The organism is Variovorax sp. R-27 (assembly GCF_049913215.1).
Classification (GTDB): domain Bacteria; phylum Pseudomonadota; class Gammaproteobacteria; order Burkholderiales; family Burkholderiaceae_C; genus Variovorax.
Map to the genome: position 1 here is coordinate 3527387 of NZ_CP183984.1, position 13307 is coordinate 3540693.

Below are 13307 nucleotides of genomic sequence, written 5' to 3' on the forward strand. Positions count from 1 at the left end.
AAGGTCGAGATGAGCGCAACAACAATGGCGACAACGAACGAACCGGCGGCCCAGGCCTGGTGGCGCTATCCGCTGCTCTGGATGGTGATCGGCGGTCCGGCGGTCGTGGTGGTCGCGAGCTTCGTGACCTTCTGGCTGGCCTGGCGCAGCCCCGATGCGCTGGTGTCCGAGGACTACTACCGCGAAGGCGTCGAGATCAACAAGACCCTGGCCGCGAAGAAGCTGCTGCCCGCGCTGACCGGTCGCAACCACGCGACCACGCCCGCGAGCGACATGCCGCCGCCGGCCCGGAAGGCCGCGCCATGAACGGAGTGCGCCAGCTCGCGGGCATCCTGTGGCCGTCCTTCCTGGTGGCCTGCGGCATGGAGGTGCTGGTGTTCGCGCTCGTCGATCCCGTCAATGCGTTCTGCGGGGCCGACGCGTTGCGGATGTCGCGCCAGGGTATCTACACCGCCGCCTTCTTCGTCTTCTGGCTGATGGCGGCGTCGTCGAGCGCATGCACGGCATTGCTCGCCAGGCCATCGGCTTCGGAACCTTCTGGAGCACCTCTGCGGACACCCTCGCAATGATTCCTGCCGCCGTTGCTCCTGTGCCCGTGCAGGCACCGCTACCCATCGATCTGCTGAGGGAGTTCGACGTTCCCGGGCCACGCTACACCTCCTATCCCACAGCCGACCGTTTCGTTGAGGCCTTCGGCGCCGACGACTACGCCAGGGCGCTGAGCCGTCGGCGCGCGGCGAGCGCTGAGGCGCCGCCGCTGTCGCTGTATGTCCATATTCCGTTCTGCGAGTCGCTGTGCTACTACTGCGCCTGCAACAAGGTCGTCACTCGCCACCGCGAGCGGGGCCGGCAGTACCTGGCCTACCTCGCGCGCGAGGTGGAGCTGCAAGTCGCGCAACTGGGCCGCAGCGCCACCGCAGGCCAGCTGCACCTAGGGGGTGGCTCGCCGACCTTCCTCGACGACTCGGAGTTGGGCGAGCTCATGGCGCTGCTGCACCGGTCTTTCGCCTTCGTGCCCGGAGGCGAGCGCTCCATCGAGATCGATCCGCGCACGGTCGATGCGCAGCGGCTGGCGAACCTGGCCGCGCTGGGCTTCAATCGCCTGAGCTTCGGCGTGCAAGACTTCGACCCCGAGGTGCAGCAAGCCGTGCATCGCATCCAGCCGGCATCGCAGGTCTTCTCGCTGATGGATGCGGCGCGCACGCTGGGTTTCGAATCGATCAACGTGGACCTGATCTACGGCTTGCCGCGGCAGAACGACGCCTCCTTCGAGCGCACGCTCGCGCAGATCGGCGAGCTGCGGCCCGACCGCATTGCGCTCTACGCCTATGCGCATCTGCCCGAGCGCTTCAAGCCGCAGCGGCGCATTGCGGCCGAAGAATTGCCCGATGCCGCCACACGGGTGCGCATGCTCGCAAGCGCGATCACGCGGCTGACCGAAGCGGGTTACGTCTACATCGGCATGGACCACTTCGCGCTGCCCGACGATCCTCTCGCGGTTGCCAGGAGGCAAGGGCGCTTGCAGCGCGACTTCCAGGGCTATGGCACCAGGCCCGAGGGCGACCTGATCGCACTCGGCGTCTCCGGCATCGGCCGCGTGGGCGCCACTTACAGCCAGAACGCAAAGAGCCTCGACGAGTACTACGACCTCCTCGACCAGGGGCGCCTGCCCGTGGTTCGCGGCCTTGCGCTGTCGCGCGACGATCTGTTGCGGCGGGACGTGATCATGGCGCTGATGTGCCGCGGTCGGGTCGACTTCAACGCCATGGGGGACGCGTTTGCAGTCGACTTCCAGCGCTACTTCGCCACCGAGTTCGCGGCGCTCGGGCCGATGGTCGCTCACGGCCTGGTGCGGCTGAGCGACCACGATCTGGTGGTCACCGAGCAGGGCTGGTTCCTGGTGCGCGCGGTCGCCATGGTGTTCGACCGGTACTGCCGCGCGACCCGCACGCGCTTTTCCCGCGTGGTCTGACCATGCAACTCGCGCTCGCCGGTGCCGCGTTTCTCATGGGCCTGGCCGGTGGGCCGCATTGCGTGGCGATGTGCGGCGCCGCTTCATCGGCGGTGATACGGATCGTGCCGCTCGTGCCGGCGGGGCAGGGCGCCGCGTCGGCGCGAGCGGCGCCGGCCGCCTTCCATCTCGGCCGCATCGCGAGCTACGCGACGGCAGGCGCCATTGCCGCGGCCAGCGTCGACAGCCTGGCGCAGGCCAGCACGCAGGTTGCCGCGCTGCGGCCGCTGTGGGTGCTGCTGCACGTCTTCGTGTTCGCCTGGGGTGCAATGCTGGCCGCCACGGGGCGGCAGCCGCTGTGGGCGCAGCGCGTCGGCCGCTCGCTCGAGTCGCGTCTTCGCCCCCATGCCGGCGGCACGTGGCTGGGAGTGCTTGCAGCCGGGCTGCTTTGGGTCGCGCTGCCTTGCGGGCTGCTCTATTCAGCCCTGATGCTGGCCAGCCTGGGCAACGGCCCATTGCAGGGCGCCGGACTGATGGCGCTGTTTGCACTCGGGAGCAGTCTTTCGCTACTGATCGGGCCGTGGCTCTGGCAGCGCTTGCGGTGGGGCGGCGGCGGGGCACGCCAGACCTGGGGTGCGCGGGTGGCCGGCCTGCTGCTGGCGGCCGTGGCGGTACAGGCCCTGTGGTCGGACCTCATCCGCCAGATCGACGCCTGGTGCCGCTGAGGCAACGCTGCGATCTGGATGCAGATCAGAAAGCATTCCCGCTGGCAATCCGGAGGTCCGCCCACCGGATGCAGCGACCCAGGACCACATCGACGACTTCCAGGCGCGTGAGCTGCGTGTCCACGATCTGCAACACAGCCTTCAGGACCGAGTACTCGAAGATTTCCGCTCTGCACACGACCGTTTGGCCATCGGTGCTTTGCTCGACATGGAACACGAATTCAAACCGATCCCGGTACTGCGGCGGACCCATGTTTTCAATCCTTTCGCCGCAGCCCCGTGCCTTGTTCGGGCAATTCAGGCCGTTGCTGCGTCAGGATTAAAAATGTATCTCTGCGTAGAAAATCTATCTACACCGTCGTGCGTTTTTCGCGACGGCTATCGAAAACGCTTGGTGAACTCGCGCACCACGCCGATGACCTGGGCATCGCCGAGCGGCTTGATGGGATAACGGCTGTTCAACGGCTTGAGATACAGGTCTCCGCCGTCTTTCACGAGCTGCTTGAACGTGGTCTCGCTGGCTTCGTTCAGCGCGATGACATAGTCGCCGGGCACCGCCTCCATCTCCGGCTCCACGATCAGGATGGACCCGGCGGGAAACGAGTCGCCGGCCTCGCTGACCATGCTGTCGCCATGCACCCGCAGTGCGTAGGTGTGCTTCTTGACCGGCACGCTCACCGGGATGGTGTCGAATTGCGTCGTCGGCTTGAAGTTGTCGATGACGGTGTAGTTGCCTGCCTCGACCTCGGACACCAGGGGAACCTCAGCGCGCACGTCGACTCCCCGCGCACCCGCCGACACACCCGAGACCAGTTCCGCAACGGAAATTCCAAGCAGCTTGGCCACACGCGCCTGGTTGGCGCGCTTGGGAGCTGTGCCGCCTTGTTTTTCCCATTGCTGTACTGCGCCACGGCTCACCCCCAGCGCATCAGCAAATTGCTGCTCGCTCATCTGGAGGCGCTTGCGTCCTTCGCGAATTAGTTGACGGCTATTCACAGCCCTAGGGTAGGCGCTGTTTCAGATAGAAAGAAAATCGATGATAGCTCTTCCATCGTCAAGCCAGAGGGCATTCCGGCAGCTTGATAGTTTTGTACCTGTTCGACGAAATTTCTATCCTGGTCTTAAAGCTTTCGCAGTCTTAGGATGAGCCAACTGTCGGCCCGCGTAACAAACAGTCAGCGCTGGCGGTTTTGGGGGGAGTCCCATGCCCATGCTGTTGCTGCATCGCCTGGTCGAAGGGGCATTGCCGGCGAGAACCTTCTCGCTCGATGAAATCGAGGAGATCAAGGTTCTGGTTCTTGGTGGTCTCGTGCGCGCGGATCTGCGTGTGGACTCGACGCCTTCCACCGGGGGCAAAGTGATCATGGCGACGATGTTCCAGATCACGGAGAACGGCCGTCGAATGGCTGCTGCCTTCCCTTCCTGCGAGAGCAAGCCAACGCACATCCACTTGCACGCCGCTCTTTCCGCTGCATCGGCCAGTGCTTCATACGTGCTTGCGAAGATCGGCCCGCCATCGGCTGCCGCTGCGCGCAGGCCATGACGGCAATGTTCCACGATCTGCGTGTGACTCCGCCCAGTGAAGTCGCTGTGGGCACAACGCTCGGTGCGCGTATAAGGGCCGCCTGCCAGGCGCCGTTTGCGCCGAAACCGATCGAGTACACGATCGGCCGGGTTCAGGAGCGTATCGACCGTCAGTTCCAGTACTTCGAGGCGCTCGGAAAATTCAGCATGTTCGCCGATGGTGCGGTCTTCGTTGGAGCTCGCGTGACCTCCATCGATGACACGGGTGCGAGCATTCGATGGAAGTCCGCTTTCTTCCCCGGGCCGCGTTATCGGCAAGCCGTCCTGCGGGAGCATGGTGAATTGCTCCCTCTGGGCTTTCATGGGCGCTTCGATCTGTACCTGCAGCAAGTGGTGGAGACGCCGGGTAGCGCGCAGGCAGCCGTCGTCGCGAGATCGGGCGCAGGCGAGGCAACCACCTTCGATTCAAGGAACGGCATGTCCGCCGATGTTGCCCGTGCCTTGCGCGAAGGCATGGTGCGCGCAAGGCTCCTGGCTGCCGGTCCTGCGTAGGGGAATGGTTCGGCCGGATCTCCAGGAACACGCAAGGGAAGCGAATGACGAAAAGGCGGACCATCCACAGCGCGACCATCACCTTGAAACTGCCGCTCGGCATGAACGCGCGCGATGAAATCGAGGCTCTGCGAACCGCAGGCATTCCAGTCGACTGGCTGGGCAACGCGAAAACCGGCTTCCTCTTCGTGCGGACTGGAGGTAGCTCGGAGAGCCGGCAGAACATCTTTCGATGGTTCGCCTCCAGCATCCGATAGCTTCATCTACCCGCGACGCAACGGTGCTTCCTCTTCGGGCGCATCGGCGGCAAGGGTCTTCCATCCCCGGAGCGTGATCTCGAATACCGTGGCCGCGTCCTGGCGCAGGCAGTCGTCGCAGTCCACGTGGGCAGGAGGAATCCGCACCTTGACGTGCCCGGCGGCTTCGAGCACGCGCAGCCTGTCGATCGTCGCCAGGGCAGCCTCGGTGCAAGGCAGCTTCGCTGTGGCGAGTTTCCTGAGCAGGGTCATGCACATCGCAGCGCCTCCATGCAGTCATGTCCGTAGCTCAGCGCCCGATCGAGGATCCCGACATTCTTCGACAGGAAAGGCACGCGACTGTCTCCTTGGGTGGCTGAAGAGGAATCTTGCGCGCCCGACCAGCGGTGGGTGTTGAGATGGATCAAGCTTCGCGCGTCAACCCATCAATGTGCGCAGGCTCGCGAGCGCCACCTTCGGATCGGCGATGCCGTGGTAGATGGGCGGCACCTCGAGGCCCAGGCCCATGAGTCCGTACACCCCGTGCATCGCGCCGCGCACCGAGTACTCGACCGTGAAGACCACATCCTCCGGAATCTCCACGTACTGGCCCAGCAGGGCGAAGTTCTTCGCGCCGGCCGGTATGACGGGCGGGCGGTCCGATGCGCTGCGGCATGCGAACTCGCTGGTGATGTAGGGCATCATCACCGGCACCACGGTCGTGGTGCGCCGCACTTCCTCGAGGATGTCCTCGAAGCCCAGGTGATGCATCAGTTCCGTGAGAATTTCCTGGCCACCAGCCTGTGCCATCGTCTTGTCGACGTGGTTGCCCTGGGTGTCGATCAGCAACCCGTAGCCCCACAGCGTGTAGACCCCCTCGGGCTGGCCCTCGAAGTGCGGCGCGTGCGGCACCACGATCGACATCAGCCAGCTCGAATCCTTGAAGGTCATGAGCCCGCCGGTGCCGGGCGGATTGCCAGAGAGTGCCTGGATGCGCTGGATCAGCAAGGGGCTACGCATCGTGAGCGTGAACGACTCCCACTTGCTCTCGTCCACGTTGCCGCAGAAGGTTTCCGGCCTGCCGAGGCCCGGTACCTTGCGCGCCATGTTGCGCCACAGGGTCCAGGCCCCGTCGCTCTGGTCACGCACCAGTTCCGGCGCCTGGTGGTCGTTGCCGTTGCGCGAGTCGGCAGTCATGGAGCCGATGGTGATGAAGGCACATTCCTCCATGCCGAGGCGGTATGCCAGGGGCCGGCCTTCCCTGACGCAATGCAGCGTCTCGAGCCGCAGACCGTCTGCACCGGCGGCAAAGTCCGCGTCGACCACGCGCATGCCGTAGTCGAACCGGACCCCGCGATCCAGCAGCCACCTCACCATGGGGCGCACGATGGTGTCGTACTGGTTGAACTCGGTGCGCCGCACGCCGCCCAGCGTGTGGATGCGCGGCAGCTCCTGCAGGAAGCGCAGCATGTAGCGCTTCAGCTCGACGGCGCTGTGCCAGTTCTGGAATGCGAAGGTCGTGCGCCACATGGCCCAGAAATGAGTGTCGAGAAAGTGGGTGGAAAAGCATTCCTCGATGCGCTGCCTGCCCAGCACCCGCTCGGGCGTGGCCAGCAGGCGCATCAGCTCCACGCGGTCCTGGAAGTTGAAACCCAGGTCGCTGGCGTTCAGGATGCGGCGATGGCGGTCGATCAGGCGGGCGTGCGCATCGGAGCGCCACAGTGCATTGAAGGCCTGAATCTCGTCGCGCACCGTGCGGTTCGGCGCGCCGGGCGAGGGAATGCTCTGCAGCACGTTCCACAGGCAGGTATAGGTTTCGTCAGTGAACATGCGCCCGCCGCGCGTCACGTATCCCTGGATGGCATTGCCGCTGCCATCGAGAGCGCCACCGGGTGTCGGACCCTCCTCGAGGATGCGGATGTGCGATCCGGGCATGCCGGCGTCGCGGATCAGCAGCACGGCCGCGGAAAGCGCGCCGATGCCGCTGCCGACGATGCAGGCCTGTTGGAAAGAGTTCATGGATTGGTGCCGTGATGCGAAGACGAGGTCCGAGGCTAGGCCTGCGCGCCCGGCCCGGCCTTGCGCTCGATCAAGCATCGGCGCTGTCGCGTGGAAGTTCGCGGGCGATTGATTCAGCGCAAGGCTGCGCGATTCGAGCAGGCCTAAGGTCGCCCCGTCCAAAGCCCGTCAGTCCAAGGAGCCCTCATGCAGACCCCCAAATCCATCCTGCTTCACCTCGACGGCTCGGCCCGTACGGTGGAGCGCATCAAGCTGGCGCGCCAGCTCGCAGAGACTTTCGATGCCGAGGTGACCGGCCAGCCGTGCACCCTGTCCGCGCTCATGCGCTACCCGTTCGCCATCGAGGCTGCCGCGGAGGCCGTCGCGATCATGCAGGAGATCGACAAGGACGCGCGCGGCGCGATGCACGCCACCTTCATGGAGCACAGTGCAGGCTCCCAGCGCCTGCACTGGGCCGAGCCGGAGAGCGACGGTCCGTGGGGATTCGCGCGGCGTGCGCTCTACACCGACCTGATGGTCCTCGGCCAACGCGACCGGAACGACCCGATGGACGGCGAGCTCCCCGGCGATTTCCTGCCCAGCGTGCTGGTGCAGAGCGGTCGGCCGGCGCTGGTGCTGCCGTATGCGGGGCCGGTCGGTTCCGTCGGCCGCAACGTGCTGGTGGCGTGGAAGGAAACCCCCGAGTCCGCGCGCGCCGTGACCGCCGCGCTGCCATGGCTGCGAAAGGCGGCCCGGGTGCATGTCGTGGCCTACGGCGAGGACGCAGAGGCGTCGCTGCAGCGCCTGCAGAACTACCTGCGGATGCAGGACGTCCAGAACATCACGCTGCATTCCGGCGGCGACAAGGACGACGATATCGGCAACAAGCTGCTGTCCTTCGCTGCCGACCTGGGCTCGGACCTGCTGGTGATGGGCTGCTACGGCCACAGCCGGGCGCGCGAATGGGTGATGGGCGGCGCCACGCTGTCCATGCTCCAGTGGATGACTCTGCCCGTGCTGATGTCGCACTGAGGCCACTGGGGCGTCAGTGCGCAGGGGAGGCTGCAATGCGCTTGACTGCCCGCAGCTGCGCGAATTGCGCGCCTGCGCGATAGCCTGTTCCCCCGGAGCCGGGCCCGGGGATATTGCATTGCTCCAGTACGAGTGGCGGCAGTGCGGCATTCACGGCAGGACTCGCTCAAAAGACAGCCCGGGCGTTGCCGCCTCAGGCGTCCACCAGCAGGTCGTTCACCACCACTGTGACGCCTGGCGTGGCCCATGCGGCACCCTGCACCGCATCGCGGTCGGTCCAGGAATGGACCGTGCCGCGCAGCGTGACCTGCGAGCCGTTGACCGTGATGGCAAGCTTGCGGGCTTCGCGGTCGGCCTGGCGCGAAAGCGCGTCGTGAATCTTCTTCTCGACGTCGGCAGGGCTCACCTTCGGCTTGACTTTCACGAGGTTCGACACGCCGGTCACCCCCATCAGGTCGCGCACTGCGCTTTCGGCGGCGCTGCGCTGATATCCCCACTCGACTTCGCCAGCCAGCGTGATCCAGCCGTTTTCCACCAGGGGCTGGATCTTGTCGTCGGGAACGAGCGCATTCCAGTCGAGTGCGCATTCGACTGCCATGGCTATGTCGGCATCGGTGCGCTGGTTGTCGAAGGGCAGCTTGACGGTCAATTCGACGGCCAGCGCCTTGACGCCATGCACGCGTTGCACGGCGCGCTCGACAGCGTACTTCTCGGCGTGGCTGGCGAGGTGGCCTGTGAGGGTGACCACGCCGTCCTTGACGATCACGCCGACGTCGGAGGTCTTGACCTCGGGCGCCCAGGTCAGCTCGGCCTGGATGTCGTTGCGCAATTGGGTATCGGTCTTCATGAGGATTCCTTGCGGTGAATGAATGGAAGGGCAGTTGCCTCGGGCCCGGCAGCTCAGGCGATGGCGTCCAGCAGCAGGGCCTGGAGCACGAAGCACCGGTTGTCGGCCAGCGGGGTCTTGTCTCCGAGAAGCCCGGCCAGTTGCTCGGCCGGATGGCCTCGCATGGCGGCACCATCGAAGACCGGAATCCCGGCATGCTGGCCGATCTGTTGAACGAGCACGGGCTCCAGGCCCTGGCACTCCACGGCCTCGTAGAGGCGGCCGAGCATGCGGGCGGTGTGCTGCACTTCCTGCGGCGTACTCGCGGACGACAGGCTCGAGCGCATGACGGCTACGTGGGCGCCCAACGCCTCCGCGGCGCGACGGAACAGCGCCTGAGCCTCGTCGGGCTGCGTTTCGCACAGCAGCCCCAGGTTCTTGCCGCGCAGCAGCTGGCGGGTGGTCCCGTCCAGCGAGGCGCGCTGGAGGATGCGCGCGTGGCACAGCAGGCTCGCCACGTTCAGTGGAGAGAGCTGCGGCTCGGCCTCGGGACTGCGGGCGTTGTTGGAAAGGGGCATGGCAATGGTCAATGTGTGACTCGCCAAGGTTAGGGACGCCAACGGTCCCGGACTTGATGCAGGTCAAAGCACGGAGCGGGCCTCGTGCGACTTGCAGCACGCCGAATGCCGTTGATACACGCCGGACACACTTCATTCACCGAGCGTTACCCACCGATTCCGACCGTTGTCATTGCGTTGCCGAGGGCTTCCTAGCATCCATCCATCGACACGCGACAGATCACCAAGGAGTCCAGATGCTCAATACCGCCACTTCCTCGAAGACCACACCGGTCCTGCCGACCATCGGCCGGGAGTGCGCGGACCGGAGCACCGGCGATACGCTGAAGCTGCTTGCCGAGCAACTCAAGCCGCAGCGCCGTGTGGTGCACACGGGTGACACGATCTACCAGGCGGGCGAGCGCTTCGGCAATCTCTACATCCTGAACTCGGGCTTCTTCAAGATCGTGAATCTCTCGGCCGACGGGCGCGAGCAGGTGGTGGGTCTCAAGTTCCGCGGTGACTGGCTCGGCTTCGACGGCATCGCGGGCAGCCGCTATTCATGCGATGCGGTGGCCATGGATACCGGCGAGATCTGGGTTGTGTCGTACGAGGCCCTGCTGGCCGCCTGCGTCACGCATCCCGGCTTGCTGCAAGTTCTGCACACCGCCATGAGCCGGGAGATCTCGCACGACCGGGACTCGCTGATGTCCGTCTGCACACTGCCGGCCGACGCCCGCGTGGCCGACTTCCTGCGCTACTGGGCGGAGACGCTGGCCGAGCGCGGCATGCGCACCGACGAGATCACGCTGCGCATGACGCGCGCCGAGATCGGCAACTACCTGGGCATGACGCTCGAGAGCGTGAGCCGCGCGCTGTCGCGGCTGGCGCGCGACAACGTCATCGGGTTTGCCACCAAGGGGCGCCGCGATGTGCAGATTCCCGACGTCGGCGCACTGTCGGCCTTCGTGCAGCGCTGCCTGGCACCTGCACCCGCAATGCTCCAGTAAGGGTCGCAGCCGCGCGTTCAGGCGTGGCCGGCCAGCACCTTTGCCATGGCCCGCGCAAGTTCGGAGCGCGAGTAGGGTTTGCGCAGCAGTTCCCAGCTCTGCGGCACTTCTCGGTCGGCATCCAGCAACTCGGACGAGAAGCCCGACATCAGCAACACCGCCAGCCGGGGAAAGCGCTGCTGCACCTCGATGGCCAGCCGCGTGCCTCGCATGCCGGCGCCCAGGGCGATGTCGCTCAGCAGCAGGTCGAAAGGCCCGGCGCCTGCGTCCAGCGCCGACAACGCCTGCTCGGCCGTGGCGGCCGTGACGACATCGCAGCCCAGCGTGGCAAGGAAGGTGTGCACCACCTTGCGCACCTCCGCGTCGTCCTCGACCAGCATCACACGCAGTCCGGGCGGAATCGTTTCGTCGGCACGTTCGTCCTCGGTGGCCGGCGGTCCGGCTTCTTCCTGTTGCGGCAGGTAGAGCGTCACGGTAGTGCCCCGGCCCGCCTTGCTGTCGATCGCGACCGCGCCCCGGGACTGGTTGACGAAGCCGTGCACCGTGCTCAGGCCAAGCCCGGTGCCGCGGCCGGCGTCCTTGGTGGTGAAGAAGGGCTCGAAGGCGCGCTCCTTCACCTCCTCGGACATGCCCGTGCCGCTGTCAGCGATGGAAATTGCGACGAAGCGCGCAGCGGCGTTGCTGTTCGGGTCGTTGCGTTCGCTGCGCAGGGCCTCCGGCAACGCACCGCACAGCTCGGTGCGAAACCGCAGCGTGCCGCCTTCGGGCATGGCGTCACGCGCATTGATCGCAATGTTGAGCAGCGCCGATTCCAGCTGCCCCGCGTCTGCCACCACAGGCGGACAACCGGGCGCGGTGTCGATTTCGATGCGAATGCGCTGGTCCAGCGTGCGCCGCAGCATGTCGGCCAGGGAGTGCAGCAGCGCATGCGTGTCGACGGCGATCGGCTGCAGCATCTGCCGGCGCGAAAACGCCAGCAGCTTGCCGGTGAGTTCGGCGCCCCGTCGCGTGGCGCGTGTGGCGGCGCCCAGCAACTGCTGGGCGTAACTGTCCTGAGCAAGTGCGGGCAGTTCTTCCAGAACCTGGAGGTTGCCCTGGATGACGGTCAGCAGGTTGTTGAAATCGTGCGCGATGCCGCCCGTGAGCTGGCCGACGCTTTCGAGCCGCTGCGCATGGTTGAGCGCCTCCTCGGTCTGCACGCGCTGCAGGCTGGTGGCAAGCAGGCTGGAAAGCGACTCGAGAAAGCGCACTTCTTCGTCGCCGAAGCGCTTGGACTCCTTCGAGCGCACCGACAGCATGCCGATTACCCGCCCCCGGTCGGACAGCGGCACCGCGAGTGCGCTGACCAGTCCGGCGTCGAGGTAGGCCTGGGGCACGGCGAAGCGATGTTCCTTGCCATAGTCCGGCACCACGACCGGCCGGCCTTGGGAGAGCACGAAACCCGGCGGGGTGTCGGGGCGGTTGGCAAGGCGCGAACCGATCTCTTCACCGGCGATCAGGCCGATGCCGCTGACTACGCGAAACTCGAGGCCGTTGCTGTCGAGCAGCCACACCATCGCGACCTCGACTTGCAAGGCCGTTGTGATGATTTCCGGCACATGCTCGAGCACCACCTGCAGATCGCGCGTGTCGACTGCCAGGCGCCCCAACTGGGCCAGGTGCTCGCTGTAGCGGGCGCGTTGCAGTGCCTGCTTCACGCGCGGGTAGGCGCCGATGTCGCGGATGGCGGCCACGACGAAGGGCAGGCCATGGTTCTGCAGCGGGCTGAGCGCGATCTCGACCATGACCTCGCTGCCATCCTTTCGCTTGGCCACCAGCTCCATCTGCGTGCCCATGGGTCGCGGGCGGGGAGAGCGGCCATAGGCTTCACGGTAGGAGGCGTGGCGCGGGCGGATGCTGTCGGGCACCAGCACGTCGACGTTCAGGCCCACCAGTTCTTCCACCGCATAGCCCAGCAGCGCGGCTGCCGAGGGGTTGGCCAGCATGATGCTGCCGGACTGGTCCACCAGCAGCAGCGAATCGGGGTAGGCGATGAAGAGCGAGCGGAACACGCTGCCTTCCTCGATGCCCGACGGCAAGCCCTGGATGGGCACGTCGAGCAGGAAAGGCGGGTTGCGTGCAGCGTCAGCCATGGGAAACCGGCGGCACCAGGATGTAGCCTGCGCCTCGCACCGACTTGATGAGCTGCGGGTCGTCCGCATCCGCCTCGATCTTCTTGCGCAGCCGGCCGACCTGCACGTCGATCGTGCGGTCGAAGGGGGCGGCTTCGCGTCCGCGTGTCTGCTCGAGCAGGAAGTCGCGCGACAGCACGCGGCCGGGATGGCGGGCAAAGGCTTGCAGCAAGTCAAACTCGCCGCCGGTCAGCGGCACTTGCTCGCCTTGCGGGTTCCTGAGGCTGCGCGCGGCGGTGTCGAGCTGCCAGCCGGCGAAGCTCAGCTTGTCGGGAGAGGCTGCAACGGGCGCCGGGGACGCGGGTGTCTCGGGCGTGAGCCGGCGCAGCACCGCCTTCACGCGCGCCACCAGCTCGCGCAGGTCGAAGGGCTTGGTCACGTAGTCGTCGGCCCCAACCTCAAGGCCCACGACCTTGTCCACAGCATCGCCCCGGCCGGTGACGATGACGAGGCCGCAGCGCCAGCTCTCGCGCACGTGGCGCGCAATGGTGAAGCCGTCTTCGCCGGGCAGGCCGAGATCGAGTAGTACGAGGTCTGCGGGATCGGTGTCCATCAGCGCCATGAGGGCCCGGCCGTTGTGGACCTGGGTGACACGGAAACCGTGGCCCTGCAGGTAGTTGGCCAGCAGCAGCGTGATGTCAACCTCGTCGTCGAGCACCGCGATGTGGGAGGCAGGTTTCATACAAGGGCAAGGAAATAGAGCACGAATGTTGTAAACATCCTGA

The 13307-nt window shown here is 66.1% G+C and carries 17 protein-coding genes; 9 read left to right on the plus strand and 8 right to left on the minus strand.

Features of this window, described 5'->3' with window-relative positions; all coding sequences use genetic code 11:
- The first annotated feature begins 9 nt into the window (after window positions 1-9).
- Genes ACN9MV_RS16415 through ACN9MV_RS16430 form a run of 4 tightly spaced genes read left to right on the plus strand, consistent with a single transcriptional unit; the run spans window position 10 to window position 2676 of the window.
- Window positions 10-306 (plus strand): FixH family protein, encoded by a 297-nt coding sequence (locus ACN9MV_RS16415; protein ID WP_426388611.1) that lies wholly within the window; start codon window positions 10-12, stop codon window positions 304-306.
- Window positions 303-569: a hypothetical protein gene (locus ACN9MV_RS16420; RefSeq protein WP_093058420.1), complete on the plus strand. Its 267-nt coding sequence runs from the start codon at window positions 303-305 to the stop codon at window positions 567-569. Before ACN9MV_RS16415 ends, ACN9MV_RS16420 begins: the two co-directional genes overlap by 4 nt.
- Window positions 566-1972, plus strand: coding sequence for an oxygen-independent coproporphyrinogen III oxidase (gene hemN / locus ACN9MV_RS16425; protein ID WP_426388613.1), 1407 nt, complete (start codon window positions 566-568; stop codon window positions 1970-1972). Before ACN9MV_RS16420 ends, hemN begins: the two co-directional genes overlap by 4 nt.
- 2 nt (window positions 1973-1974) lie before the next feature.
- On the plus strand, window positions 1975-2676 hold the full coding sequence (locus ACN9MV_RS16430; RefSeq protein WP_426388615.1) for a sulfite exporter TauE/SafE family protein: 702 nt from the start codon (window positions 1975-1977) through the stop codon (window positions 2674-2676).
- Between the two features lie 25 nt (window positions 2677-2701).
- Here ACN9MV_RS16430 and ACN9MV_RS16435 read toward each other — a convergent pair whose 3' ends face one another.
- Window positions 2702-2929, minus strand: coding sequence for a hypothetical protein (locus tag ACN9MV_RS16435; protein ID WP_093058423.1), 228 nt, complete (start codon window positions 2927-2929; stop codon window positions 2702-2704).
- Window positions 2930-3054: 125 nt separating this feature from the next.
- Window positions 3055-3627, minus strand: coding sequence for a LexA family protein (locus tag ACN9MV_RS16440; protein ID WP_093058424.1), 573 nt, complete (start codon window positions 3625-3627; stop codon window positions 3055-3057).
- Window positions 3628-3886: 259 nt separating this feature from the next.
- On the opposite strand from ACN9MV_RS16440, the gene ACN9MV_RS16445 reads away from it, so the two are divergent.
- From ACN9MV_RS16445 to ACN9MV_RS16455, 3 genes are all read left to right on the plus strand, one after another.
- On the plus strand, window positions 3887-4219 hold the full coding sequence (locus ACN9MV_RS16445) for a hypothetical protein (RefSeq protein ID WP_143042647.1): 333 nt from the start codon (window positions 3887-3889) through the stop codon (window positions 4217-4219).
- Window positions 4220-4224: 5 nt separating this feature from the next.
- Window positions 4225-4752, plus strand: coding sequence for a hypothetical protein (locus tag ACN9MV_RS16450; RefSeq protein ID WP_307614225.1), 528 nt, complete (start codon window positions 4225-4227; stop codon window positions 4750-4752).
- 83 nt (window positions 4753-4835) lie between these two features.
- Window positions 4836-5009: a hypothetical protein gene (locus tag ACN9MV_RS16455; protein ID WP_256216638.1), complete on the plus strand. Its 174-nt coding sequence runs from the start codon at window positions 4836-4838 to the stop codon at window positions 5007-5009.
- Window positions 5010-5015: 6 nt separating this feature from the next.
- Here ACN9MV_RS16455 and ACN9MV_RS16460 read toward each other — a convergent pair whose 3' ends face one another.
- Window positions 5016-5261, minus strand: coding sequence for a hypothetical protein (locus tag ACN9MV_RS16460; protein ID WP_176928965.1), 246 nt, complete (start codon window positions 5259-5261; stop codon window positions 5016-5018).
- 165 nt (window positions 5262-5426) lie between these two features.
- Window positions 5427-7007, minus strand: coding sequence for an oleate hydratase (locus ACN9MV_RS16465; RefSeq protein ID WP_426388617.1), 1581 nt, complete (start codon window positions 7005-7007; stop codon window positions 5427-5429).
- Window positions 7008-7193: 186 nt separating this feature from the next.
- Here ACN9MV_RS16465 and ACN9MV_RS16470 point away from each other — a divergent pair, with 186 nt between their 5' ends.
- Window positions 7194-8018 (plus strand): universal stress protein, encoded by an 825-nt coding sequence (locus tag ACN9MV_RS16470; RefSeq protein WP_426388618.1) that lies wholly within the window; start codon window positions 7194-7196, stop codon window positions 8016-8018.
- Window positions 8019-8211: 193 nt separating this feature from the next.
- Here the strand turns inward: ACN9MV_RS16470 and ACN9MV_RS16475 are convergent, their stop codons facing one another.
- Both ACN9MV_RS16475 and ACN9MV_RS16480 read right to left on the minus strand, forming a co-directional pair.
- Window positions 8212-8865, minus strand: a complete 654-nt coding sequence (locus tag ACN9MV_RS16475; RefSeq protein WP_093173597.1) for a BON domain-containing protein — start codon at window positions 8863-8865, stop codon at window positions 8212-8214.
- 53 nt (window positions 8866-8918) lie between these two features.
- Window positions 8919-9422 (minus strand): ornithine carbamoyltransferase, encoded by a 504-nt coding sequence (locus ACN9MV_RS16480; protein ID WP_093060163.1) that lies wholly within the window; start codon window positions 9420-9422, stop codon window positions 8919-8921.
- Window positions 9423-9658: 236 nt separating this feature from the next.
- On the opposite strand from ACN9MV_RS16480, the gene ACN9MV_RS16485 reads away from it, so the two are divergent.
- A complete protein-coding gene (locus tag ACN9MV_RS16485; protein ID WP_093074280.1) occupies window positions 9659-10411 on the plus strand; it encodes a Crp/Fnr family transcriptional regulator in 753 nt (250 codons plus the stop codon).
- A gap of 17 nt (window positions 10412-10428) precedes the next feature.
- Here the strand turns inward: ACN9MV_RS16485 and ACN9MV_RS16490 are convergent, their stop codons facing one another.
- Window positions 10429-12543, minus strand: coding sequence for a PAS domain S-box protein (locus tag ACN9MV_RS16490; RefSeq protein WP_426388620.1), 2115 nt, complete (start codon window positions 12541-12543; stop codon window positions 10429-10431).
- Complete coding sequence (locus tag ACN9MV_RS16495; RefSeq protein WP_093074276.1) at window positions 12536-13264, minus strand: winged helix-turn-helix domain-containing protein; 729 nt, start codon at window positions 13262-13264, stop codon at window positions 12536-12538. Before ACN9MV_RS16495 ends, ACN9MV_RS16490 begins: the two co-directional genes overlap by 8 nt.
- Between the last annotated feature and the right edge of the window lie 43 nt (window positions 13265-13307).

Excerpts from the sequence above, each read along its gene's own strand:
- ACN9MV_RS16480 (WP_093060163.1), bottom strand. The coding sequence starts at position 9,422 with ATGCCCCTTTCCAACAACGCCCGCAGTCCCGAGGCCGAGCCGCAGCTC.
- ACN9MV_RS16440 (WP_093058424.1), bottom strand. The coding sequence starts at position 3,627 with ATGAGCGAGCAGCAATTTGCTGATGCGCTGGGGGTGAGCCGTGGCGCA.
- ACN9MV_RS16485 (WP_093074280.1), top strand. The coding sequence starts at position 9,659 with ATGCTCAATACCGCCACTTCCTCGAAGACCACACCGGTCCTGCCGACC.
- ACN9MV_RS16420 (WP_093058420.1), top strand. The coding sequence starts at position 303 with ATGAACGGAGTGCGCCAGCTCGCGGGCATCCTGTGGCCGTCCTTCCTG.
- ACN9MV_RS16435 (WP_093058423.1), bottom strand. The coding sequence starts at position 2,929 with ATGGGTCCGCCGCAGTACCGGGATCGGTTTGAATTCGTGTTCCATGTC.
- ACN9MV_RS16495 (WP_093074276.1), bottom strand. The coding sequence starts at position 13,264 with ATGAAACCTGCCTCCCACATCGCGGTGCTCGACGACGAGGTTGACATC.
- ACN9MV_RS16470 (WP_426388618.1), top strand. The coding sequence starts at position 7,194 with ATGCAGACCCCCAAATCCATCCTGCTTCACCTCGACGGCTCGGCCCGT.
- hemN (WP_426388613.1), top strand. The coding sequence starts at position 566 with ATGATTCCTGCCGCCGTTGCTCCTGTGCCCGTGCAGGCACCGCTACCC.
- ACN9MV_RS16430 (WP_426388615.1), top strand. The coding sequence starts at position 1,975 with ATGCAACTCGCGCTCGCCGGTGCCGCGTTTCTCATGGGCCTGGCCGGT.
- ACN9MV_RS16465 (WP_426388617.1), bottom strand. The coding sequence starts at position 7,007 with ATGAACTCTTTCCAACAGGCCTGCATCGTCGGCAGCGGCATCGGCGCG.
- ACN9MV_RS16415 (WP_426388611.1), top strand. The coding sequence starts at position 10 with ATGAGCGCAACAACAATGGCGACAACGAACGAACCGGCGGCCCAGGCC.
- ACN9MV_RS16460 (WP_176928965.1), bottom strand. The coding sequence starts at position 5,261 with ATGACCCTGCTCAGGAAACTCGCCACAGCGAAGCTGCCTTGCACCGAG.
- ACN9MV_RS16475 (WP_093173597.1), bottom strand. The coding sequence starts at position 8,865 with ATGAAGACCGATACCCAATTGCGCAACGACATCCAGGCCGAGCTGACC.
- ACN9MV_RS16445 (WP_143042647.1), top strand. The coding sequence starts at position 3,887 with ATGCTGTTGCTGCATCGCCTGGTCGAAGGGGCATTGCCGGCGAGAACC.
- ACN9MV_RS16450 (WP_307614225.1), top strand. The coding sequence starts at position 4,225 with ATGTTCCACGATCTGCGTGTGACTCCGCCCAGTGAAGTCGCTGTGGGC.
- ACN9MV_RS16490 (WP_426388620.1), bottom strand. The coding sequence starts at position 12,543 with ATGGCTGACGCTGCACGCAACCCGCCTTTCCTGCTCGACGTGCCCATC.